Here is a 21,416-nt window from a genome sequence, read left to right as displayed (position 1 = left end):
ATTGATAAAGTACCCCGGCGTTTAGGCCAGGGTACTTTTCAAAAAAATTAACCGTTTTTATTTCCTTTAAAGGAACTGAAATTAAGCTAAAATTTCAGTTACCTGGCCAGCACCTACAGTTCTGCCACCTTCACGGATAGCGAAACGTAAGCCTTTTTCCATAGCGATAGCGTTGATCAATTTTACAGTGATGGTAACGTTATCACCTGGCATAACCATCTCTACACCTTCAGCTAAGGTAATTTCACCTGTAACGTCTGTTGTACGGAAATAGAATTGCGGACGATATTTGTTGAAGAATGGAGTGTGACGGCCACCTTCTGCTTTTGATAATACGTAAACTTCTGCTTTGAAGTCTGTGTGTGGGTTAACTGAACCTGGTTTGCAAATAACCATACCACGACGGATATCAGTTTTTTCAATACCACGTAGCAATAAACCTACGTTGTCACCAGCTTCACCACGGTCAAGGATCTTGCGGAACATCTCAACACCGGTTACGGTTGATTTCAAGTTCTCAGCACCCATACCCAGGATGTCAACAGGCTCGCCTGAGTTGATCACACCACGCTCGATACGACCGGTTGCTACAGTACCACGACCAGTGATCGAGAATACGTCCTCAACAGGCATCAAGAATGGAAGATCTGTCAAACGTGGAGGAATTGGGATGTAGCTATCAACAGCTTCCATCAATTCCATAATTTTACCAACCCATTTCGGATCAGCGTTTAAGCCACCCAAAGCAGAACCTTGGATAACCGGGATATCATCACCAGGGAAATCATAGAATGAAAGTAGCTCACGGATCTCCATTTCTACTAGCTCTAATAATTCCGGATCATCAACCATGTCAACTTTGTTCATGAACACAACCAATGAAGGTACACCTACCTGACGAGCTAACAAGATGTGCTCGCGGGTTTGAGGCATTGGGCCGTCAGTTGCAGCAACAACGATGATAGCACCGTCCATTTGTGCAGCACCTGTAACCATGTTTTTCACGTAATCCGCGTGACCTGGACAGTCAACGTGTGCGTAGTGACGGTTAGCAGTTGAATACTCAACGTGTGCAGTGTTAATTGTAATACCACGCTCTTTTTCTTCAGGAGCCGAGTCAATTGAATCAAATGAACGAGCTTCTGATAAACCAGCGTCAGCTAATACTTTAGTGATAGCTGCGGTTAAAGTTGTTTTGCCGTGGTCAACGTGACCGATAGTACCGATGTTTAAGTGCGGTTTACTGCGGTCAAATTTTTCTTTTGCCATGATTGTATGATGTTTGGTTAATTTATATTTAAAACTGTATTACTTAATAAATAAGTGAGCCAACAATGGGATTTGAACCCATGACCTCTTCCTTACCAAGGAAGTGCTCTACCCCTGAGCTACGTCGGCTTATGTTTTTTTAGTTTGGTTATCGTAACAACCTCACCGAGCGGAAGACGAGGTTCGAACTCGCGACCTATAGCTTGGAAGGCTATCGCTCTACCAACTGAGCTACTTCCGCTTTTTGTTTAATGAGTGATTGAGTGAATTAAGGAATGTTTTGACTTTTAAGTTTCAATACATTCAATCATTCACTCAATTTCACATCCACTCATTAATGTGTGGGGGGAGAAGGATTCGAACCTTCGTAGCCGAAGCAACGGATTTACAGTCCGTCCCATTTGACCGCTCTGGTATCCCCCCAATTGTCGATTTCGGATTAATAATATCCAAAGTTGAAGCTAAATATTACGCTTCCGAAATTAACAGAGCCTCCTATCGGGATCGAACCAATGACCTACTGATTACAAGTCAGTTGCTCTACCAGCTGAGCTAAGGAGGCTTATTTTTTTTAGTGGCGCAAAGCTGCGAAAAAAATCGACAGTTACAACACAAAAAATAATTTTTCTTTTTAAAGAACCATTCCCTTTCTTATTGAAAAACCCAGTTAAGGACCTCTCCGAAAGGGATTGCAAATTTACAAATAAAATGTGCCCCGCAAAATTTTTTCTCAAAAAAAAACAGTAGAGTTTTCGAGCCCGATTTTTAAAGATTTTTTATGGCTGATTTACAGCGAGAAAAGAAGAATAACGATTTAAAAAAAATCGAATTTTAAAGTTTTCCAAAACGTCTTCTACGATTTGATTTCAATTTTCAGGAACTCATCTTCACAAAAAAAGATCGACAGGCTCCTCACCTGTCGATCTTTCCCTCTTTTTTTTTAATTATATCAATTTTAATATTCCTCTTCTTCTGATGCCAACACGGCTTTTTTAACCTTCTGTGCTGCAATCTCTTTCACTTTTTTGGCCTTGCCAATTTGTTTACGCAGGCTTTCAACGGCAAGGTCGGTTGCTTCTTCAAAAGTTTTGCATTTTTCTTTTGCAAAAAGCACGGTCCCCGGTAGCTGTAGTTTAATTTCGGATATTTTATTGGCTTCGTCTTCTACGTTCTCCAATTTTAAATAAACCTCCCCGCTTATTATACTGTCATGAAACGTGTCCAGCTTGTCTGCTTTTTTCTGAATAAATTCCAACAATCCTTTGTCTGCAGTAAAATGAATTGATTGCACTGTAATTTTCATGGTTCCTCCTTTTTATGCCTTTGGATGGGCAAGTTTGTAAATAGATTTTAGACGTTCAACTGAGTTGTGAGTATAAATTTGGGTAGCGCTCAGATTCGCATGGCCCAGCAGTTCCTTAATGGCGTTCAGATCCGCCCCCTTGTTTAACAAGCTTGTGGCAAATGTGTGCCGCAGTACATGGGGGCTTTTTTTGTTTTGGGTTGATATGTTGGTTAAATATTGTTGCACTATATTATAAATAAGTTTCGGATATGCAATTGCCCCTTTATCTGTAACGATCAATGTTAATGAATTGTTACTAAAATTTTCACTTTTCTTTAACTCCAAATACCTGGCCAAAAGCAGGCGCAGTTCGGTATTTAATGGCAGTATGCGTTCTTTATTACGTTTGCCCAACACTTTAACCGTTCCCTCGTACGTATTTAGGTCGCCTTCTTTAATGCCTATCAGTTCGGCCAGGCGTATGCCGGTGCCAAAAAGCATTTCTATCACCAATTTATCGCGGGTGCCTTTAAAATCATCGGTAAATATTTTCTCCCCCTTGTCCTTGTCGTCAAGCTTACCGTCAAGCATATCAGTTAGCTTAACGTCTTCAACTACTACGGGCAGGTGCTTGGGTATTTTAGGTGTGTTTATTTTTGATGATGGGTTAACCTCCAGCACCCCCTCCTGCACCATAAACTTAAAGTATTTGCGCAGCGTGGCCACCTTACGGTTTACCGAACGGGCAATAATTTCATTTCCCATCATATCAACCATCCAGTTGCGTATGTGGTGATGCGTTATTTGGCTGGGATGTGTAAATTCCGGCTGCGGCGCAGGCGTTAGTTTATCCGGATTGTTGAGGTAGTTAAAAAACTGATCCAGATCAGAGCGGTAAGCAGAGACGGTATGCGGCGAGTACCGCTTTTCATATTGTATATAATGTATAAACCGCTCTAAAAACATAAAAACTACTTGCACATTCGGCAAACTGAATGTACAAATAGTTTTATATATGTTTACAAGAAATACTGAAAATTCTTTTTACAGAATTAAGCAGTAGTATCCAGGTTCAAGCCTTGTTTGTAAATAGCATGTTTGATCTCGTGACGACGAGCTACAGATTTTTTCTCGAATGCCTGACGACTGCGTAGTTCGCGCAATACACCGGTTTTCTCAAATTTCTTCTTGAAGCGTTTTAATGCTTTATCTAATGATTCGCCTTCTTTAACGTTGATAATGATCATAATCTCTAAATACCTCCTTTCGTGGGAGGGCAAAGGTACACACAAAGTTTTGATTTACAAATAGGTTTTTTAATTATAGTTCTGCTAACTTATCCACGAACTCATTTTAGCCCAATTTACCCACCTGCCGTTTACCTTTTTATAAATAGCCAACTCACCATAGCCACAGGTATAGCCGCAGCTCTCATCGTAATAAAAAATACAAAGGCTTTCGTTTCTTAAAAATACTGGTACGCTAAAAGTGTAAAACTTACTTATACCCTTCTTATACATAGTCCGCCAACCGTCATTACGCAAATTTTTAAACACATTATTTATCGTATCCGCTTCAATAAGTTTGGCATTAGTAAGCAAGCCGGTGCTCCACTTACGGTTGCTTAGTTTCTTTATCTCGTTCTTGATGTAGGCAAGCTCAGCAGCCGACAAGATTACCGAATCAGCAGCCAGTTGCCTCACCCTGCTCATAAAATTCTGTTTTTGCAACTGCGATGCTTCAGATGCCTGCATACGTGTCTTTTTTTCGTTCTTATCAATGTAAAGTACACTATCTTCTCGTTGATGATAAAACACCCTGGCCTTATTATATTTAAAAGCATTATCCATTAAATGGTCAAGATTTTTGCTTGCGCTATCCCTAAAAACAATCAGCTCTCTTCTATATGGATACTTACCGCCGTACTCCTTATTTATTTCAGCACGGCTCACGCTGTCCTGGTAAATAATATGCGTTTCAACAATCTCGCTAATAAAACCTGCCGAACGCTTGTCGTTCTGCGCGGAAACATCAACAACAGTTAAAAGGCCAACCAATAATAACCAATACTTCATCATCTACCTTATAAAATTAACTTACCCACTGAATCATTTTTATCCAGTGCGCCCAATTACCATTAACGTTTTTATAAATAGCCAATTCGCCAAAGCCACAAAGGCTACCGCAGCTATAATCATAATAAAAAATGCAGTAACTACCGCCACGTAAAAATATTGGCCGGCTAAACGAATAAACCTTGCCCCAGCCCTTCGCTCGCATGTAAGGCCAGCCTTTATTATAGTCTTTAAAAATCGCCACCAAAGAATCTTTAGCTATAGGCGTCGAATTTTTCAATAAGCCGGCCTGCCACTTTTCGCGTTTCATTTTGGCCACCTCGGCTTTAACGTAAGCCAGCTCCGTTGCCGATAACACAACCGAATCGGCAATTTTCTGAATTACCTTACCATCAAACTTGCTTCTGAAATCTTTCGTAACGCTGGTTGTCGCAACGGTCTTTCTGTTACCTGTATTATCTATCAATATCAAACTATCAGGATCGGTTTTGTAAAAAGGCCGCCCTCTACGGAATGCAAGAGCCTCGTTTAGTTGGCCCCCAAAGTTTTCATTCAAACTATCCCTGTAAACAATATCCGGGCCTGTAATAACCTCGCTAATAAATTTAAGGGAGCGCTCATCATTTTGTGCGTGGGCATTGGTTATGCACAACAAGGCAAGTATTAATAGGACAAACTGTTTCATGATGATAAGATTTGTAGAAGCAAGCTAAGAAAATCAATGCATAAAAACTAAAGGTCATCAATTGCATAGAAGGGTTTCCAAACTTTTTTACTCCAAAACAGTTTAATAAAACTATATTTATCTCTCTACTTATTTACACGGCCTGATTAATGATTACAGATACTTCCGCTCATTCGTCCTATAAACACTATTTTGATGGTGGCGGCGAGTTGGGGCGGCTAACACGAGAGTTTGATTGGAGTAAAACTACATTGGGCACGCCCGATGGATGGTCGCAAAGCCTGTTAACTACTATTAGTATTATGCTTAACTCGCGCTTCCCCATGTTTTTATGGTGGGGGCCCGAGCTGATACAATTTTATAATGATGCCTACCGCCCAAGCCTGGGCCAAAACGGCAAACACCCTACCGCACTTGGCCAACGTGGCGTTGATTGCTGGCCCGAAATATGGCCGGTTATTAAACCTTTGATAGACCAGGTAATGGCCGGCGGCGAATCTGTTTGGAGCGAGGACCAGCTGATACCTATATATAGAAACGGCAAACTGGAAGATGTTTACTGGACGTTTAGCTACAGCAAGGTTAACGATGAAACCGGCAAGCCCGGCGGAGTATTAGTTATATGCAACGAAACCACCGCCCAGATAACTGCTTATAATGACGTTAAGGGTGCAAAAAAAGAATTGGAATTTGCTATTGAAGCCGCCGAACTGGGGACTTTTGATTTAAACCCTACCACCAACAAATTTATTGGCAACGAACGCCTGAAATTATGGTTTGGTTTACCGGCCGAGGAGGAAATAGCCCTTGAAGATGCCATTGGTTCTATTATACCCGAGGACCGCGACAAAGTTATCGAGGCTATAAAAAAAGCCATAACCAAAGGATCTGATGGTAATTACAACATCATTTACACCATACAAAACAAAGACGGAAACAAAAAAGTAGTTGAAGCCACCGGTAAAGCTATTTTTAATGAGGAGGGCAATGCCGTACGCTTTAGCGGCATTTTGCAGGATGTGACCGAATCATACCAATTACAGTTACGTAAGGACGAGTTTATCAGCGTAGCCAGCCATGAGCTCAAAACGCCTATCACCTCGTTAAGCGGTTCGATGCAGATATTGCAGAAACTGGTGAAAACCGAGCCGGTGCCCGAAAAGGTAGCATCCTTTGTCACCAAGGCCAACAATAACCTCAATAAACTTATCCATTTATTGGACGATTTGCTTAACGTCACCAAGATACAACAGGGTCAACTGGCGCTAAACATTACCAAGTTTGACCTGATAGAACTAATAAAAGACTGCGCCGACTATATGGAGGGCAGCCACGAGTTTGTTTTTATGGGCGATGAACAACTGATGGTATTTGCCGATTATCGCCGTATTTACCAGGTAATGGTAAACCTGATAGGCAATGCCATCAAATATTCGCCGCAGGCCAAACGCATTGAACTGAGCGCCTACCAGGGCGATGGCACGGCCACCGTATCTGTACGCGATTTTGGCATAGGCATAAACCCCGAAAAGTTGCCCCATTTATTTGACAGGTATTATCGGGTTGATGCTTTTGGTCACCAGTTTTCGGGCCTGGGCCTGGGATTGTATATTACATCCGAGATCATTAGCAGGCACAATGGTAAAATTGGGGTTGATAGTGAGCTGGGGTCGGGTAGTAACTTTTGGTTTACTATACCTATTGATGATGTGGTGCAGGGGTAGAAACCTTGTAAACTCGCGCTCGTTTGCAACGAGCGCTTAACATGGGGCGGCGATCGCATCGCCCCGCTTATAACTCCGCAAGAAACGGGTTTCATAGCCTTTCAGGCCGAAGTACATTTGTATCATCAAATACAAATAACAATGGAAACGCAACAACAAATTGATTATAACCGCATAGCCCGGGCAATTGATTTTCTGAAACAAAACCACAAACAGCAGCCCACACTGGACGAAGCTGCCGAACACGTAAACCTAAGCCCTTTTCATTTTCAGCGCATGTTTACTGATTGGGCCGGCGTAAGCCCCAAACAGTTTTTACAATACCTGAGCGTTGAACATGCCAAGGACATATTAAAGGATAAACAAGCATCCTTGTTTGATACGGCCTACCAAACCGGCCTGTCAGGCACCGGCCGCCTGCATGACCTTTTTATTAAGGTTGAAGGCATGACACCCGGCGAATACAAAAATGGCGGCGAATTGCTGCACATTAACTACAGCTTCGCCGAAACACCGTTTGGCACCCTGCTGGTAGCTTCAACCGCAAAAGGTATTTGCTATATGGCGTTCGCCGATGAGGAACCTGTTGAGGCCTTCGCACTGCTGCATGAACGCTTCCCCAATGCTACTTATACCAACATGGTTGATGCCGTACAGCAAAATGCCCTCTTTATTTTCACACAGGACTGGAGCAAACTAAGCGATATCAAACTACACCTTAAAGGCACCCCCTTCCAGCTTAAAGTTTGGGAAACGCTGTTAAAAGTACCTATGGGAGGCATGATTACCTACGGTAGCCTGGCGGGCAACCTGCAAAACCCCAATGCCAGCCGCGCCGTTGGCAGCGCCGTAGGCGATAACCCGGTAGCCTTTTTAATCCCCTGCCACCGGGTGATCCGCTCAACCGGCGAAACCGGCCAATACCACTGGGGCAGCACCCGTAAAAGCGCCATGCTGGGCTGGGAAGCGGCGCGCACTGCCGTTTGAATATCGAACACCGAATACTGAATGTCGAATATCGAAGGATCAGCAAATTCGATGGTCGACATTCAGGTGTTCGATATTAATCTGTCACATGATCAAACACATCAATCTCGGCAACAAACCTTTCACCAGGTTTAGGGCATTACAGGCACTTATCGCCAAAGGCGAAATCACACTGGCGGGCTATGCTAAAGGCAAAATATACGGCACGCTAAACTGCGCGTCGGGCAAACGGATGAAAACCGAGAACCGCGTTTTCTTTGCCGATGAACAGGAAGCCATCACAGCCGGCTATCGCCCCTGCGGCCATTGCATGCCTGCCGAATACAAAATATGGAAACAACAAAATGGAACTGTCTAACACAAAAAACATTATCAACCTACTCCCCGCCGATGGCGAGGTAAACTACTACGGCAAAGTAATGACTGCCGAAGAAGCCGATAGATACCTGGATATATTGCTCAACACCATTCAATGGAAAAACGATGAGGCGGTTATCTTCGGCAGGCATATCATCACCAAACGTAAAGTAGCCTGGTATGGCAATGAGGGTTATAACTACACCTACTCCAACACCACCAAATACGCACTGAACTGGACCAAAGAATTACTGGAACTAAAAACCCTGGTTGAAGAACTTACTGGCGAGCAATACAACTCCTGCCTGCTTAACCTGTACCATGACGGCAACGAAGGCATGGCCTGGCACAGCGACGATGAAAAATCATTAGGTAAAAACACTACCATCGCCTCCCTCAGCTTTGGCGCCGAGCGCAAATTCGCGCTTAAACATCGCATTAGCAAAACACCCGTGGCCGTGATGCTGGAACATGCCAGCTTATTGGTAATGAAGGGCACCACCCAAAGCAACTGGCTGCACAGCCTTCCCAAATCAACACGTATAAAAACGCCAAGGGTTAATTTAACTTTCAGAACAATGGTATAGCGCTACATTTTATACATCCGCGCCGCAATACGCTCAACCAAACGCTTGTTGAGTAAACCGGCGGCAAATACACCCAGTTTATTTAAAAAGCCGGGTACTATTTCTACCTTTTTTGCAAACATGGCTTTAAGGGCAATGCCGGCAACTTCGGTGGACGTCATGCTAAATTTTTCGGCAAAATCCTTAAACTCATCCATCTTAGCGCGCTCAATAAACCCGGTGCTGGTGGCACCGGGAGAAAGGCAGGTTACCGATACATTACGATCCTTTAACTCATAAGCCAGCGCGCGACTAAACGATAACACAAAAGCTTTGCTTGCCCCATAAGTACTCAGCGCCGCCATGGCTTGGTAAGCCGTGGTGCTGGCGACGTTTAATATATAGGCTTGCTTGTTTTGCTTAAACTTGGGTAATAATAAATGCGTTAGTTCCACTACCGCGTTAATGTTCAGATTCATCATATTAAGATGATCGGCCAGTTGTGTTTCATCAAACCTGCCGAAAACACCGTAGCCGGCATTATTAACCAGTATAGCTAATGGTATGCCAAGCTGATCAACCCAGTTACTTACATCAGTTGCCGAACCGCTTTCGGAAAGATCTACCGAAAGAAATTGTGCATCTACCTTGTGTACCTGGGTAATGCTCTCGGCCAGTGCCGCCAGCTTATCCGCGTTACGCGAAACCAACAAAACACCATAACCTTGCTGTGCTAATTGTATGGCTATGGCCTCGCCTATGCCACCGCTGGCACCTGTTATCAATGCGTATTGCTTCATTATTTACTGTCTGCCTTGCTAATTGTCACAAATTTCTAAAAATATCTACCAATATTGTCGACTTAATTTTTATCTGCTATGTTTGTGCTGATGAATAGTAAATCTACAGCATATATTACTAAATACGGCTTGTGTTGTTGTTACGTGTAACAAGTTTATAAATTCATTAAATTTTCATAACACTATAGTAACTTAAGCCCCATGGGTACCTATCACAAGCCGATACTTTTAAAACTGTTTTTACTTGCCGCGTTTTTTCATTTCGCTGTTGCTGCGCAAGGGCAGTCACTGCATAAAAATCAGTCGCTTAATTATGTAATTGCCAGTAATGATACACTAGCTACGGTTAAGCAGGATATCGAAGAAAAAAGCAAGGCCCCCCTCACCCCGGTATTTGATGAAGAAGCGCAACTGGCCAACATCGAAGTAAGCATTAAAAAGCCCGAAGACCGCAAACAACTAATGGGCTATCTGAAAAAGGTAACGGCCGATGATGAGGTAAGCTATAACCCCGCACGCAAAAAGTTTCTGTATGGCCTGGCCAATGTTTTTGCCAAACTAAAGTTATACCCGCTGGCCATGAAATGTTTCCTGAAAACAACCCAGCCAGCCCGCCGCGATATAGCCGACAGTACCCAACTGCAACTCACCAACGCCGGCTACCTGGCCATAAACGCTATTGACGATTCGCTGGTGGCTAAACAGGCCGGCCTTTTAAAGCTGCCTAACTATCGCAAAGCCAAAAGCGGCACGCCCACCACTTATAACAACATAGCAAGCACCTTTAACGATGGTAAAACCGCCGCCGCTTATGCCATGCTTTTCCACGTAAAACAACCGGTACCGGGCAAGCGCAAAGTATTTGTGCTAAACAATACCGGCCATACTTTTATAACGCTAATAAAGTATAATACCGATTCTACCTATACGTCGTTCTCTTTCGGGTTTTATCCTAAAAAGCGTAACCCTTTATCGGCTACGCCATTGATACCTACTACCAGTTCGGTATTTAAAGATGATACGTACCACCAGTGGGACGAAGTGCTGGGCAAATTCATCTCCAAAAAACGCTTCGACCGCATACTAGCCCTAACCGCCGACTATAACCAACTGGACTACAACCTGAGCAACAACAACTGCACCGATTTTGGCCTGGAAGCCGCCCACCTGGCCGGCATCCATATTGACGATACCACAGGAACCTGGCCCCTGGGCCGCGGCAACAATCCCGCCATAACGGGTCAAAGTATTATTGAAGGAAAGTTTAGCGACGATAATACAAGCAATAAAGGCTTGTTTGTAAATACGGTAATAACGCCTGAGAAGTGATCTAAAAACGAAAGCGCGCGGGGTGTCATCCTGAGCTCCGTCGAAGGGTAGGCGTAAAGGCCTTTGCCCGCATGCTTCGACGGGTTCAGCATGACACTCTTTTTATTAAAAGCCCTCCCCTTTGGTGAGGGTTGGGTGGGGTCGGGGTACTACCTCAACACCTCCCTGCTAATCACAATCTTCTGTATCTCCGACGTCCCTTCGCCTATCGTACACAGCTTGGCATCACGATAATATTTCTCAACCGGGAAATCCTTGGTGTAACCATATCCCCCAAATATCTGCACAGCTTCGGTAGCGGTTTTAACAGCTACTTCGGATGCGTAATATTTAGCCATGGCCGATTGCTTGGTAACCGGTTTATGGCGATTTTTCAGATCGGCAGCCTGCATGATCAGTAGCTCGGCAGCTTCAATTTCGGTGGCCATATCCGCCAGTTTAAAGGCAATAGCCTGGAAGTTGCCGATAGGCTGCCCAAACTGCTTGCGCTCCTTGGCATAAGCCACGGCGGCATTGAAAGCACCTTTGGCAATACCTAATGATAGCGCGGCAATAGATATACGCCCACCATCAAGCACCTTCATGGCCTGCATAAAGCCCTCGCCGGGTTTGCCCAGCAGGTTGGCGGCAGGTACGCGGCAGTTATCAAATATAAGTTCGGTAGTTTCCGAAGCACGCATACCCAGTTTGTTTTCTTTTTTACCGTGGGTGAAACCGGGCGTACCTTTCTCGATCACTAAGGCTGATATACCATGCGAATCGCCTTGCTCGCCGGTGCGTACCATTACCACGGCTACGTTGCCCGATTTGCCGTGTGTTATCCAGTTTTTAGATCCGTTAACTACATAATGGTCGCCATCCAACACAGCGGTGGTTTGCATATGCAACGCGTCCGATCCGGTGTTGGCTTCGGTTAAACCCCAGGCGCCAATCCACTCGGCGCTGGCCAGTTTGGGTAGCCACTTTTGTTTTTGCTCCTCGTTACCAAAGGCCAAAATATGCCCTGTGCAAAGCGAATTATGCGCGGCTACCGATAAACCTATCGAACCGCAAACTTTAGCTATCTCAACAATAACGGCCACATATTCAAAATAGCCGAAACCCGAGCCGCCGTACTGCTCAGGCACCAGCACGCCCATCATGCCTTGCTCGCCTAATTGTTTAAAAAGTTCAACAGGGAAAGTTTGCGCTTCGTCCCACTCCATTACGTGGGGGCGTATATTGCGCTCGGCAAAATCGCGGGCCATTTGTTTAACCATGGCCTGGTTATCATCGGCCGAAAAATCAAATCCGGCAGGTATATCTGTAAGTAGCGTACTCATGTTTTTTAACTGGTTTACAACAAAGTAACGCTATTTTAACCGCGAAAGTTTCATCATTGCCCCGCGTAAAAAGGGACCATTTGGGTATATGGTATATATTATAGGTTTAGTTAGTTTAAACCCAATTATAGCTGATAAATATTGAAGAAAAATATTTTACTCATTTTCCCGGTGCAGGGTTTTATACATTTTAACTACAAGGGCTCGCTTAACAACTGATAGCCCATTACTATATATTGCAATCCATGCCCCGTTTGTGCAATTCGGTATCACATGAATATCAACGCCGCCTTTTTTTCTGTTTGCAGGTGTAAATATCACTGCTATTCTATTATCTACTGTGTCAATAGCCGCCTTACTATATATAGGTATATTATATAAACTTTTGTAAGACCCTGTATCAATTTTCCCTTTTTGTTTAAGGTATATTTTCTCAAAACTACAATCGTCACTTAATACAGGATCCGTACCGCTATCGAAAGTCAATTTTATAGAATCTTTCATTGAATATATATACCCCGGTTCTGAATCTATTCCTTGCATAGATTTATACCAAAATTCCGGGGGCGTGTACAGTGTCCATCCGCCACGCAAGTTCATTTTACGCCAACCTTTTGGGATGTCGGCAGTTTTTTGACGACAAGAACTTATAAGTAAGAAAAACAACGATATTAAAATGATGTATTTTTTCACTTAAGTATTTTTAAAGTACCGCTGTATAATTCTTGTAGATGATGTTAAACCTTATCGCGCTTAACATACTTAACAATACCATAAACCATTAACGCCGGGAAAACTACTGCTATAACAGGCCAATAGGTGGAAACAAAAGAAGGTAACATAGGCTTAGGGTTTATATAGCGCAAGGTAGCACAAAAACCCCAAACCTATTGGTTGTAAGCCGGCTCTATTATTAAATTCTTACTTATAAGTCAGTAAAAAACCTAGCAACCTATTTAGCCACCGTCCGGGTTTCGTATTCGTAAACTATATTGGTATAAATAAAGGCGGTCGCGTCATTAGGTTTGGTGCGTTTTTCAACGGCGGTTTTAGGGTAACCATCCGCGTCGTACTCGTAAGTATAGGTTGCCCCGAGGCGCGGACTATCTTTAATTATCGACTCAAGCACCTCGTTCTCCGATAAAAAATCCAATTCGGCAGTATCAAATCCATACTTAAACCGTGCGTCATAATAAGGATTCTTTTTGGTGCCAAATACATACTTGGTAGTATTGGCTCCATTAATAAAGGTAGTTACATTGTTGCCCGTATAAACAAATTGCGATACAATTGGCGTGGCAGCATTGCTGGTAGCCTTTACCACCCGGCCGTTCTCAACCGTAAGTGTGTACACCAGGCCCTTACCATAATCAACACTTACAGGCACACCATTGTTATAAGTAATAATACGCGTAAAGCTCCCTGCCGTGCTTGATGTGATCAGGTCATCAGTATACGTATACTTAGGGCTCACGCCTCCGTTTATCTCAATTATCCGGTTTTTGCTATCGTATGTTATAGCGGTTGTTTGCGCGGTTCCTCCCTCTTGCGTACGGGTAATTTTGGTGAGCAATTTTATCTGTTTGGTTTGAGGCTCGTCTGGCTGCACGGCCTTTTTCTTGCAGCCTGCAACAACAAAAGCAGCCAATATGGTAATTAACAGCAGGTTTCTTTTCATAAAATTGGTTTTAACGAGGCAGGCGCTTCTTTTATATTTTACTTAAAGTTAAGTAATTGTATTACAATAACAAACAAGTAATGTAGAGAGGAAATATTTTGCGTCTCCCGCCAGCGTTTTATAACATGGGCGTCCCCCCGGCTGGTAGAAGCCGGGGTCGCGCTGTACACTCATACGCCTGCAGGCATTAAGCGCGGCCTGCGCGCAAAGGCCATTGCCGGGCCGGTATCCGTTGCCATCGCTTACGCGGGTTGTTATCCACCTCCAGGTTTCGGAAGACGCAAAATATTGCGTCTCTACGTTTACTGTTTTTGGTCTCCATAGCCCGAAGCTGCCAAAAAAGCGTTCAGCGCTGCTATATTCTCCAAATCCAACTGCAACATATCTTTTATTGCCAGCTTTTTATCGCCGGCCTTATCATAATAAGCCTTGCAAATGGCGTAACCCATATAATAGCCCAAATCGGCAACGCGGGTATCTTTCAACCCGCCGTTATACAGCCAGTTGGTGGTTTTGGTGCCCGTCATTTCTGTGCTGAACTTTGCCCATAGTTCCCTGTCATGCTCCCGCCCGTAAACAGGTACGGGTGATTAAGCTGTTTACCCAACAGCACTTCGGCCATCATGTCGCAAACACCTTCGGCAATACAAAAACCCAATAAGTTTGAGTTCCGTTTCTTTTCCATATCGCCGCCTTTTTGCTGGGTATGGGTAGCCTCATGCGCTATCAGCGCCATCATATCCGGGTTTGATTTGAAAAACTTTTGAATGACAGGATGCAGGCCGTCAGCATTTACCGAACTATCTGCCGCTACTATCTCGGTACCCAGCAGCAGGCGTGTTTGCGTAGTAGTTCCGCCGGTTTCAATAAAACCGATAACAAAATACACCTCGGGCGATTTAAAGCCGGGATATAATTGCTTGTAACGTTTAAACAGTTGCTTTATAGCGGCGCGCTTATTACCGGCGGCGATTGTTTTCTGCCTTATGCTAGCCCAAAAGGCAGGATGCCCGATAATAGCGCTGCGGAAACGTTCGGCAGTCCAACTCCTGGCCTTTACAAAATCCTTTAGTCCGGCACTGCCCTTGTCCAGGTAGTTGTGTTGTATAATTTGTAACTGTGCGGCGCTGTCTGTACTAGCCACAACTTTATCAAAAGCTGACCAAAAGTTTTTGATGTCTAAAGTAGAAATGGTTTGTGCTTGCGCGATGCCAACACTAAAAGCGATTAGCAGAATAAAAAGCAGGCTTTTCTTGATCATGATAAATGATAGACGACGGAACAAAAGTAAACGTTGCAGCGCAGTTAATCTTTACCTCTTGTTATTCCGGATCTGCGATAGCGGACCAACGAGGGGTGCTATTTTGTCATTGCGAGGCACGAAGCAATCGCACACCTGCTAATCTGCGACTTTTCTCCTTACGATTGCTTCGTGCCTCGCAATGACATATTACTGAAAAGCCTAAGAGGAGACGCAAAAATATTGCGTCTCTACAGCATTATTTTTTTAATCCTACCGGCATCCCAACCCCATTCTTTACCTTCCCTCTTAATACTTCACTAGTAGCCCTCGCCAATTGCAAATACCAATCAGACGGAAGCAACAAGCCATCCTGATCCAGCGAAATAAAAGTTTGATCAACCGGGCGTTGGGCGGCAGTTGGAGCCACTTTGTACATGGCGGTACCTTCATCTATCTCATCAAACATAGCTATGTAAACCATATTTACCCCGGCATTGAGCACGTTATACGATTGATGCCAGTAAAACTCGCCACCGCGGCGCGGGATCTGATTGTATTTCGCTTTGCCGCGGTGCATATTGTACCACGAGAAACCGGGGAATATAACCGGCATATAAGCAATGTTATTAGCCTTGCAGAAGGCCACATCAGGCACAACCGAGCGATCGCGAAACTTATCGGCACCCTCATCATCCCCAAAACGGCCCACCGCCCAGGGACTGATCACATCCATCTTTTTATAAACAGCTATCCACTCGGCACTATGCTTCTGCCAGGTATCGTTAATGCCGCCCATAATGGTGGCCCGGTATTTCTTCTCCGCACCGCTGTGAAACCAATCCAGCAACGAATCGCTCTGCGCTACGGTGGCGAAGGCGTTATGATCAAAGCCCATGCCCCATATAGCCAGCAACGGTTTGCCGTTATGCTGCAGGTATGATTTGCCCTGCGTAACCTGTAACGAGTCGACCAGGAATTTCCAATCGGCCAGCAAATCACGCTTCCAGTTAGGGCCGGCACCGGTGATGTCATACATAATACAATAAACCCGCTTGTACTTTTCGCTGGCCTGTTTCACATTACGCACCACCTGGTTAAAGTGCCTGCGTGCGCCACCGCGAATATCAGATATAAAGCGCTGCTCAAACACACCGTCCAAATCATGTTCAGCCATCCACTTAAAATGCAGATCAACCGCCTCATATTTATAAGCCGAGTATAGCTTGGCAGGTTTGCCATCGGGATAGTTCATGGAAGTAGCTTCCAATGCTGCGTCAGGGTATTCGCGCATATCGGGCCACAGGTCAAAATTAGCGTTAGCCGCCGCGGTAGCGCTACGCCCCCCAAAGTAATGCCGCCAAACCCCGTTCCGCGACCCATCATTGGGCGTAGCATGCCAGCCCTGGTAGCCAAACATCACCTTTTTGTTAAGGGTGTTTGTAGTTGGGATATACTTTTGGGCTGTAGCACAAAGTGTAGCGCAAAGCAACAGCAGGGTTGTTAAACGTAGTTTCATATCCTTGTATTTAAGTATAAATTGGTTTAAAGCGGGTGTAGCACCGGTACTGACAAAACAGCGTCACCAAAAAACACAAGCACCTCATAATCATCACTGTAGCGCGCTACACCAGGTGTAGCACTGTAGCGTGCTACGCATAAGCCGCTACACTTAGTACTCGGCCAGGGTGATGATCTGCTCACTTATAGGCGCAATTTTTTCCTTGCCATTTAAAAAGCCCAGTCCCACCACAAAGGCAAAACCGCATACGGTACCGCCCATTTCCTGTATCAGTTGGCTGGCGGCGGTAATGGTGCCCCCGGTGGCCAGCAGGTCGTCATGCAATAAAATATGCTGACCCGGCAAAAAAGCGTCGGTATGCATTTCAATGGTGGCGGTGCCGTATTCCAGCTCGTATTGTTTTTGCTTGATGGTATAAGGAAGTTTACCTGCCTTACGTACCGGGATGAAAGGAACACCCAGGCGCGTGGCCAAGGTTAAGCCAAATAAAAAGCCGCGGCTTTCCACGCCGGCCACCGCGTCAATGCGCAGGTGTTTTACGCGGTCTGCAAATTCGTCAACAATGGCGGTGCAGAGGGCGGGGTCTTTTAATATGGTAGTGATGTCCTTAAATATAATGCCCGGTTTCGGGAAATCAGGTATATCACGAACGGCGGTTTTTATCTGCTGGTCTATCATTTAAAATTTAAGTAAGGCGCAATTTTACGCAAAATTTGGTCATCCAATATCACTATCTCCCGCATATCCTCCACCGAGTGGTAATTACCATGCTGCGCGCGGTATTGAATGATGGCGTTGGTTTGTTTATTGGTAAGGTATGGAAATTTGCGCAGCCCCTCAAAGTCAACCTCGTTGATATTGATCTTCACAATGCGGGCGGGGTTAACGCTGATTTGATTTTTGATCTCGGCGTACTTTTCGGCGTCTATGCCGTAAATTTCGGTAAGTTGTTCCTTAGCCAAAAAACCGCCCAGGCGTTGCCTGTATTCCACTATGCGTTTGGCAAAAGCGGGGCCGATGCCATGCAGGCGCGTAAGCCTGACCGAGTCGGCAGTGTTGAGCTCAATGACCTCACCGGGTTTGAGTTTGTTGGAGGTGTAGGCCTCGCCATCGGGCAGGTCAATGTATGGGGCAAGTCGGCGGTAGTCGGCCGGGCTTATGCTGTAGATTTTTTTGACGTCGGCCCGGGTGTAAAACCGGCCGCCTTTGGCCTCAAAATTTTTAATAATGTTGACCTGGTGGCCGCTCAGGCCCAGTTTTACCCATTGGCTGTCGGGCAGATTGTTAGGGTTAAATTTAAATAGTGTTAAGCTTTTGTTAGATGCAGTGTATTCCCCGCTATCAGCCCCCGATTTCTGTAACAAGGCCACCGCTTTATCAAAGTCTTTAAAATTTATAACATTATCTTTGGTGTAGTGTTGAATAATGTAAGGGGCTGCCAGCACCAGCGCAATCAATATCACGAGTACCACCATGCCGTTCCACTCTTTTTTGGTGACCGACAGGTAGTTTTTAATGCGTGATATCATGGCGAGGTAATTGACACCCTTAAAGTATAAATTATAAAATGAAAATTATAACCACAGAAGAATTTGCCAGGGCCACCAAACTGGATAAGCTGAAAATGCCCGGCCTGGCATCCTTCCTGATGGAACTGATGAAGATAAACCAGGTAAACGACCTGTTTGCCCAGGCGCAGCACAAAAACGGTATCGAGTTTATTGATGCCATCCTTAAAGGCTGCGGCGTTGAAGTAGAATTTGACGAAAAGGACCTTAAAAACATCCCGGCCACCGGCAGCTTTATAGCCATTGCCAATCACCCATACGGCGGTATTGAAGGACTAGTATTTTTAAAAATGCTATTGATGGCCCGCCCGGATGCCAAACTGATGGCCAACTTCATCCTCAAAAAAATTCCTAACCTGAGCGATTTTTTTATAGCGGTGAACCCGTTCGAGAATATTGAGCACTCATCAAGTATAAGTGGCATAAAAACAACCCTGCAAATGCTGGCCGACGGCACGCCTATTGGTATTTTCCCGGCGGGCGAGGTATCGACCTTTAAAATTGAGCAGCAGCAGGTTACAGATCGTATGTGGCATCCGGTGGTCGGCAAAATTATTGCCAAGGCCAAAGTGCCGGTGGTGCCGGTGTATTTTCATGGTAACAATGGGGTGTTGTTCAATTTATTGAGTTTGATCCATCCTACCTTGCGTACGGCCAAATTGCCTTCGGAGTTATTTAATAAGCAGGGGCAGTCTATTAAACTGCGTATTGGCAAATCGATCAAATTTGAAGACATTCCCGAAAATAACAATAATACCAAGCTGCTCAACTTCCTGCGGGCCCGTACGTATGCTTTGGGTACAGGGTTGGAGGAAGAGAAAAAGTTATTCGACCCGCGCAGTCTTTTCAAAATAAAAAAAAAGCCCAAAGAGATAGTTAAGGCTATTGATGCGGGGATTTTAGAAAAAGAAATTGCTCCGCTGCGCGAAAACTATAAAGTTTGGGAAGAAAAAAATTACGAGGTATTCATTACGCCAACCAACGTTATCCCTAATGTTATTCGTGAAATTGGCCGCCTGCGCGAGATCACTTTCCGCGAAATTGGCGAGGGTACCAACAAGGCTACCGACCTGGACGAGTATGATATTTACTATAATCATCTATTCATCTGGGACCGCGAAACCAAAATGATAGTAGGTGCCTACCGCATTGGCATGGGCGATGAGATATTTTATAGCTTCGGCAAAAAAGGTTTTTATATAGCCGAGCTGTTCAAGATCAAAACTCAGTTTACGCCGGTACTTAAAAAGAGTTTAGAACTGGGCCGCTCATGGATCCGCAAGGAGTATCAGCTTAAACCCCTGCCACTGTTCCTGCTTTGGAAGGGTATCCTGAAGTTTGTGATGGATAAGCCGCGTTACCGTTACCTTATAGGCCCGGTGAGTATCAGCAACTCGTTCTCGCAATTCTCAAAATCATTGATCGTAGATTATATCACCCGCAATCACTTTGATGAGGAAATGGCCGAATATGTAAAACCGCGAAAAAAATTCAAGGTCGATTTTTCTAACGTCGATGCGGATGTGTTAATGGGCGGCGAAAGTAATTTTAAAAGCCTGGATGCTTTAATTGCCGAGGTGGAAAGCCGTAACATGAAGGTGCCTGTACTGCTGCGCCAATACATTGGCCTTAATGCCAAGATCATCTGCTTTAATATCGACCCCAAATTTTCTGACGCGTTGGATGGCTTCCTGGTGCTTGACCTGAAAAAGATCCCGCAGGATATGGTGGATAAGCTGAGCGGCGGTATGTAACGGTTACTCTTTAAACCCTTCGCGACTTAGAATGAAGGCCATCAGGTCATGTATAGGCTGCTTGATGATCTTGCCTACATGGACTTCGTTTTCCCTGCAAAGGGTCGTCAACTCATCGGTAAACACCGTTGCTATTGAACCTACAAAGTGGCATTTATAGCGATTGTATTGCGGGTATGATTTAATATTGGTCTCGATAAATTCCAGCAGGGCCGCTTTGATGATCTTCTGCCCGTATTCAGTTCTGCGTATCACGTTCAGGAAGCGCGCGAACGATGCCAGGTAAGCGTTTGCCGCCGGTTTTTGATATACGTTTATGATAACCTCTTCTTTGGTTAATTGATAAGTACCATTAAACTTTTTGTGAATATCATCGGGCATACGGTCGTACAAAAAGTCGGTTACCAGGGCTTTGCCCAGCCACGTGCCGGCACCTTCATCGCCTAAGATGTAACCTAGACCGTGTTTGCCGGCGTGGATATCTTCCCCGTCAAAAAATGAGATATTTGAACCTGTACCCAGTATGCAGCATAAGCCTTTTTCGTGCCCGCAGGTCGCGTAAGCTGATGCCAGCAGATCGCTATCAACACTGATATACGCTTTGGTAAAAAGTTGGCTCAGGGCGTTTGACACAATTTCGTGCCTGTCTGGGCTTGAGCAGCCCGCGCCAAAAAAATAGATCTCTTTAACCTCGGCACCAAAAGCCACCATATCGGGCGCTTTGTCCTGTACAATTTTGGATATTTCCTTTTCGGTTAAAAAATAGGGATTGAGGCCGGGGGTTCTAAACTCTAGTGGTTCTTTACCCGGTTGTTTAAGTAACCAATCTGTTTTTGACGATCCGCTATCGGCAACTAAGATCATGAAATTTCCTCAAGTACTTTTTTGGTGAGTGGCTTGTGAAGAAACTGGGTGATATATTTATTATCGAACGATCGTTTGATATCTGTCGGATCAAGCGATGACGACAACATAAATATCTTAATTCCAGTTTTATCGATGCTTAATCCATCATAGGCCTGCAAAAACTCAAAGCCATCCATTACGGGCATGCGCAGGTCCAGAAAAATAACATCAGGGGTTACCAACCCCTCGCGCAGCATCTCAATAGCGCCGTGCGATGATTGGCAAACAACCACCTTTTCTACAAACTTGCTATTCTCCAATAGGCGACTGGTGACAAAATTATCTATGTAATTGTCATCAATCAGGAGGCAGGTTTTGTAAGATGCAGTCATTTTATATCACCAAAAAT

At 44.6% G+C, this 21,416-nt stretch carries 23 protein-coding genes and 4 tRNA genes; 6 read left to right on the top strand and 21 right to left on the bottom strand.

The features are described 5' to 3' along the window. Nucleotides 1–81 precede the first annotated feature (81 nt). The 10 genes from tuf to AC59JT_RS02180 form a co-directional block, all read right to left on the bottom strand. Nucleotides 82–1,269, bottom strand: coding sequence for an elongation factor Tu (tuf, locus tag AC59JT_RS02225; protein ID WP_497395688.1), 1,188 nt, complete (start codon nt 1,267–1,269; stop codon nt 82–84). 57 nt (nt 1,270–1,326) lie between these two features. Then, nucleotides 1,327–1,398 (bottom strand) — tRNA-Thr (locus tag AC59JT_RS02220). A gap of 39 nt (nt 1,399–1,437) precedes the next feature. Next, nucleotides 1,438–1,510 (bottom strand) — tRNA-Gly (locus AC59JT_RS02215). A gap of 101 nt (nt 1,511–1,611) precedes the next feature. After that, nucleotides 1,612–1,692: transfer RNA gene (locus tag AC59JT_RS02210), tRNA-Tyr, on the bottom strand. A 66-nt stretch (nt 1,693–1,758) separates the two neighbouring features. Continuing rightward, nucleotides 1,759–1,831: transfer RNA gene (locus tag AC59JT_RS02205), tRNA-Thr, on the bottom strand. 393 nt (nt 1,832–2,224) lie between these two features. Next, nucleotides 2,225–2,572: an HPF/RaiA family ribosome-associated protein gene (locus AC59JT_RS02200; RefSeq protein WP_497395686.1), complete on the bottom strand. Its 348-nt coding sequence runs from the start codon at nt 2,570–2,572 to the stop codon at nt 2,225–2,227. Nucleotides 2,573–2,584: 12 nt separating this feature from the next. Next, nucleotides 2,585–3,535 (bottom strand): tyrosine-type recombinase/integrase, encoded by a 951-nt coding sequence (locus AC59JT_RS02195; protein WP_497395684.1) that lies wholly within the window; start codon nt 3,533–3,535, stop codon nt 2,585–2,587. Nucleotides 3,536–3,606: 71 nt separating this feature from the next. Then, nucleotides 3,607–3,801, bottom strand: a complete 195-nt coding sequence (gene rpsU / locus AC59JT_RS02190) for a 30S ribosomal protein S21 (protein WP_497395682.1) — start codon at nt 3,799–3,801, stop codon at nt 3,607–3,609. 84 nt (nt 3,802–3,885) lie between these two features. After that, nucleotides 3,886–4,632: a hypothetical protein gene (locus AC59JT_RS02185; protein WP_497395680.1), complete on the bottom strand. Its 747-nt coding sequence runs from the start codon at nt 4,630–4,632 to the stop codon at nt 3,886–3,888. 13 nt (nt 4,633–4,645) lie between these two features. Beyond that, nucleotides 4,646–5,314, bottom strand: a complete 669-nt coding sequence (locus AC59JT_RS02180; RefSeq protein WP_497395678.1) for a hypothetical protein — start codon at nt 5,312–5,314, stop codon at nt 4,646–4,648. A gap of 149 nt (nt 5,315–5,463) precedes the next feature. On the opposite strand from AC59JT_RS02180, the gene AC59JT_RS02175 reads away from it, so the two are divergent. The 4 genes from AC59JT_RS02175 to AC59JT_RS02160 all read left to right on the top strand — a co-directional run bounded on the left by AC59JT_RS02175 (nt 5,464) and on the right by AC59JT_RS02160 (nt 8,969). Next, nucleotides 5,464–7,038: a PAS domain-containing sensor histidine kinase gene (locus AC59JT_RS02175; protein ID WP_497395676.1), complete on the top strand. Its 1,575-nt coding sequence runs from the start codon at nt 5,464–5,466 to the stop codon at nt 7,036–7,038. A gap of 141 nt (nt 7,039–7,179) precedes the next feature. Next, nucleotides 7,180–8,025, top strand: a complete 846-nt coding sequence (locus AC59JT_RS02170; RefSeq protein WP_497395674.1) for a methylated-DNA--[protein]-cysteine S-methyltransferase — start codon at nt 7,180–7,182, stop codon at nt 8,023–8,025. An 88-nt stretch (nt 8,026–8,113) separates the two neighbouring features. Continuing rightward, entirely contained in the window at nt 8,114–8,383 is a 270-nt protein-coding gene (locus AC59JT_RS02165; protein WP_497395672.1) for an Ada metal-binding domain-containing protein, read from the top strand. Then, complete coding sequence (locus AC59JT_RS02160; protein ID WP_497395670.1) at nt 8,370–8,969, top strand: alpha-ketoglutarate-dependent dioxygenase AlkB family protein; 600 nt, start codon at nt 8,370–8,372, stop codon at nt 8,967–8,969. The genes AC59JT_RS02165 and AC59JT_RS02160 overlap by 14 nt, the downstream gene beginning before the upstream one ends. A 2-nt stretch (nt 8,970–8,971) precedes the next feature. On the opposite strand, the gene AC59JT_RS02155 is transcribed toward AC59JT_RS02160, so the two are convergent. After that, nucleotides 8,972–9,748, bottom strand: a complete 777-nt coding sequence (locus AC59JT_RS02155; protein WP_497395668.1) for an SDR family NAD(P)-dependent oxidoreductase — start codon at nt 9,746–9,748, stop codon at nt 8,972–8,974. A 201-nt stretch (nt 9,749–9,949) separates the two neighbouring features. On the opposite strand from AC59JT_RS02155, the gene AC59JT_RS02150 reads away from it, so the two are divergent. Then, the gene (locus AC59JT_RS02150; RefSeq protein WP_497395666.1) at nt 9,950–11,077 is read left to right on the top strand and encodes a hypothetical protein; all 1,128 of its coding nucleotides are present in this window, start codon (nt 9,950–9,952) and stop codon (nt 11,075–11,077) included. Nucleotides 11,078–11,226: 149 nt separating this feature from the next. Here AC59JT_RS02150 and AC59JT_RS02145 read toward each other — a convergent pair whose 3' ends face one another. The 8 genes from AC59JT_RS02145 to AC59JT_RS02110 form a co-directional block, all read right to left on the bottom strand. Then, nucleotides 11,227–12,399: an acyl-CoA dehydrogenase gene (locus AC59JT_RS02145; protein WP_497395664.1), complete on the bottom strand. Its 1,173-nt coding sequence runs from the start codon at nt 12,397–12,399 to the stop codon at nt 11,227–11,229. 156 nt (nt 12,400–12,555) lie between these two features. Further along, entirely contained in the window at nt 12,556–13,092 is a 537-nt protein-coding gene (locus AC59JT_RS02140) for a hypothetical protein (RefSeq protein ID WP_497395662.1), read from the bottom strand. A gap of 259 nt (nt 13,093–13,351) precedes the next feature. Beyond that, nucleotides 13,352–14,077, bottom strand: a complete 726-nt coding sequence (locus tag AC59JT_RS02135) for a hypothetical protein (RefSeq protein WP_497395660.1) — start codon at nt 14,075–14,077, stop codon at nt 13,352–13,354. Nucleotides 14,078–14,379: 302 nt separating this feature from the next. Further along, nucleotides 14,380–14,604, bottom strand: a complete 225-nt coding sequence (locus AC59JT_RS02130; protein WP_497395658.1) for a hypothetical protein — start codon at nt 14,602–14,604, stop codon at nt 14,380–14,382. Further along, entirely contained in the window at nt 14,601–15,338 is a 738-nt protein-coding gene (locus AC59JT_RS02125; RefSeq protein ID WP_497395656.1) for a gliding motility protein GldB-related protein, read from the bottom strand. Before AC59JT_RS02125 ends, AC59JT_RS02130 begins: the two co-directional genes overlap by 4 nt. Nucleotides 15,339–15,576: 238 nt before the next feature. Continuing rightward, on the bottom strand, nt 15,577–16,836 hold the full coding sequence (locus AC59JT_RS02120; protein ID WP_497395654.1) for a glycoside hydrolase family 99 protein: 1,260 nt from the start codon (nt 16,834–16,836) through the stop codon (nt 15,577–15,579). A gap of 153 nt (nt 16,837–16,989) precedes the next feature. Next, entirely contained in the window at nt 16,990–17,517 is a 528-nt protein-coding gene (locus tag AC59JT_RS02115; RefSeq protein ID WP_497395652.1) for an adenine phosphoribosyltransferase, read from the bottom strand. Continuing rightward, nucleotides 17,514–18,368 carry a helix-hairpin-helix domain-containing protein gene (locus AC59JT_RS02110; protein WP_497395650.1) on the bottom strand — a complete coding sequence of 285 codons (855 nt, stop codon included), beginning with the start codon at nt 18,366–18,368 and terminating at the stop codon, nt 17,514–17,516. Before AC59JT_RS02110 ends, AC59JT_RS02115 begins: the two co-directional genes overlap by 4 nt. A gap of 38 nt (nt 18,369–18,406) precedes the next feature. On the opposite strand from AC59JT_RS02110, the gene AC59JT_RS02105 reads away from it, so the two are divergent. Continuing rightward, complete coding sequence (locus tag AC59JT_RS02105) at nt 18,407–20,161, top strand: bifunctional lysophospholipid acyltransferase family protein/GNAT family N-acetyltransferase (protein WP_497395648.1); 1,755 nt, start codon at nt 18,407–18,409, stop codon at nt 20,159–20,161. Between the two features lie 3 nt (nt 20,162–20,164). Here the strand turns inward: AC59JT_RS02105 and AC59JT_RS02100 are convergent, their stop codons facing one another. Continuing rightward, the gene (locus tag AC59JT_RS02100) at nt 20,165–21,025 is read right to left on the bottom strand and encodes an N-acetylglucosamine kinase (RefSeq protein WP_497395646.1); all 861 of its coding nucleotides are present in this window, start codon (nt 21,023–21,025) and stop codon (nt 20,165–20,167) included. Then, entirely contained in the window at nt 21,022–21,399 is a 378-nt protein-coding gene (locus AC59JT_RS02095) for a response regulator (protein WP_497395644.1), read from the bottom strand. The genes AC59JT_RS02100 and AC59JT_RS02095 overlap by 4 nt, the downstream gene beginning before the upstream one ends. Between the last annotated feature and the right edge of the window lie 17 nt (nt 21,400–21,416).

The organism is Mucilaginibacter sp. A3364 (genome assembly GCF_059690715.1).
Note: the sequence above shows the minus strand (reverse complement) of the source record. Positions and strands in the feature narration are given on the sequence as shown.

Excerpts from the sequence above, each read along its gene's own strand:
- AC59JT_RS02180 (WP_497395678.1), bottom strand. The coding sequence starts at position 5,314 with ATGAAACAGTTTGTCCTATTAATACTTGCCTTGTTGTGCATAACCAAT.
- AC59JT_RS02185 (WP_497395680.1), bottom strand. The coding sequence starts at position 4,632 with ATGATGAAGTATTGGTTATTATTGGTTGGCCTTTTAACTGTTGTTGAT.
- AC59JT_RS02155 (WP_497395668.1), bottom strand. The coding sequence starts at position 9,748 with ATGAAGCAATACGCATTGATAACAGGTGCCAGCGGTGGCATAGGCGAG.
- AC59JT_RS02135 (WP_497395660.1), bottom strand. The coding sequence starts at position 14,077 with ATGAAAAGAAACCTGCTGTTAATTACCATATTGGCTGCTTTTGTTGTT.
- AC59JT_RS02165 (WP_497395672.1), top strand. The coding sequence starts at position 8,114 with ATGATCAAACACATCAATCTCGGCAACAAACCTTTCACCAGGTTTAGG.
- rpsU (WP_497395682.1), bottom strand. The coding sequence starts at position 3,801 with ATGATCATTATCAACGTTAAAGAAGGCGAATCATTAGATAAAGCATTA.
- AC59JT_RS02095 (WP_497395644.1), bottom strand. The coding sequence starts at position 21,399 with ATGACTGCATCTTACAAAACCTGCCTCCTGATTGATGACAATTACATA.
- AC59JT_RS02160 (WP_497395670.1), top strand. The coding sequence starts at position 8,370 with ATGGAACTGTCTAACACAAAAAACATTATCAACCTACTCCCCGCCGAT.
- AC59JT_RS02150 (WP_497395666.1), top strand. The coding sequence starts at position 9,950 with ATGGGTACCTATCACAAGCCGATACTTTTAAAACTGTTTTTACTTGCC.
- AC59JT_RS02105 (WP_497395648.1), top strand. The coding sequence starts at position 18,407 with ATGAAAATTATAACCACAGAAGAATTTGCCAGGGCCACCAAACTGGAT.
- tuf (WP_497395688.1), bottom strand. The coding sequence starts at position 1,269 with ATGGCAAAAGAAAAATTTGACCGCAGTAAACCGCACTTAAACATCGGT.
- AC59JT_RS02145 (WP_497395664.1), bottom strand. The coding sequence starts at position 12,399 with ATGAGTACGCTACTTACAGATATACCTGCCGGATTTGATTTTTCGGCC.
- AC59JT_RS02130 (WP_497395658.1), bottom strand. The coding sequence starts at position 14,604 with ATGACGGGCACCAAAACCACCAACTGGCTGTATAACGGCGGGTTGAAA.
- AC59JT_RS02115 (WP_497395652.1), bottom strand. The coding sequence starts at position 17,517 with ATGATAGACCAGCAGATAAAAACCGCCGTTCGTGATATACCTGATTTC.
- AC59JT_RS02120 (WP_497395654.1), bottom strand. The coding sequence starts at position 16,836 with ATGAAACTACGTTTAACAACCCTGCTGTTGCTTTGCGCTACACTTTGT.
- AC59JT_RS02200 (WP_497395686.1), bottom strand. The coding sequence starts at position 2,572 with ATGAAAATTACAGTGCAATCAATTCATTTTACTGCAGACAAAGGATTG.
- AC59JT_RS02110 (WP_497395650.1), bottom strand. The coding sequence starts at position 18,368 with ATGATATCACGCATTAAAAACTACCTGTCGGTCACCAAAAAAGAGTGG.
- AC59JT_RS02100 (WP_497395646.1), bottom strand. The coding sequence starts at position 21,025 with ATGATCTTAGTTGCCGATAGCGGATCGTCAAAAACAGATTGGTTACTT.
- AC59JT_RS02175 (WP_497395676.1), top strand. The coding sequence starts at position 5,464 with ATGATTACAGATACTTCCGCTCATTCGTCCTATAAACACTATTTTGAT.
- AC59JT_RS02170 (WP_497395674.1), top strand. The coding sequence starts at position 7,180 with ATGGAAACGCAACAACAAATTGATTATAACCGCATAGCCCGGGCAATT.
- AC59JT_RS02125 (WP_497395656.1), bottom strand. The coding sequence starts at position 15,338 with ATGATCAAGAAAAGCCTGCTTTTTATTCTGCTAATCGCTTTTAGTGTT.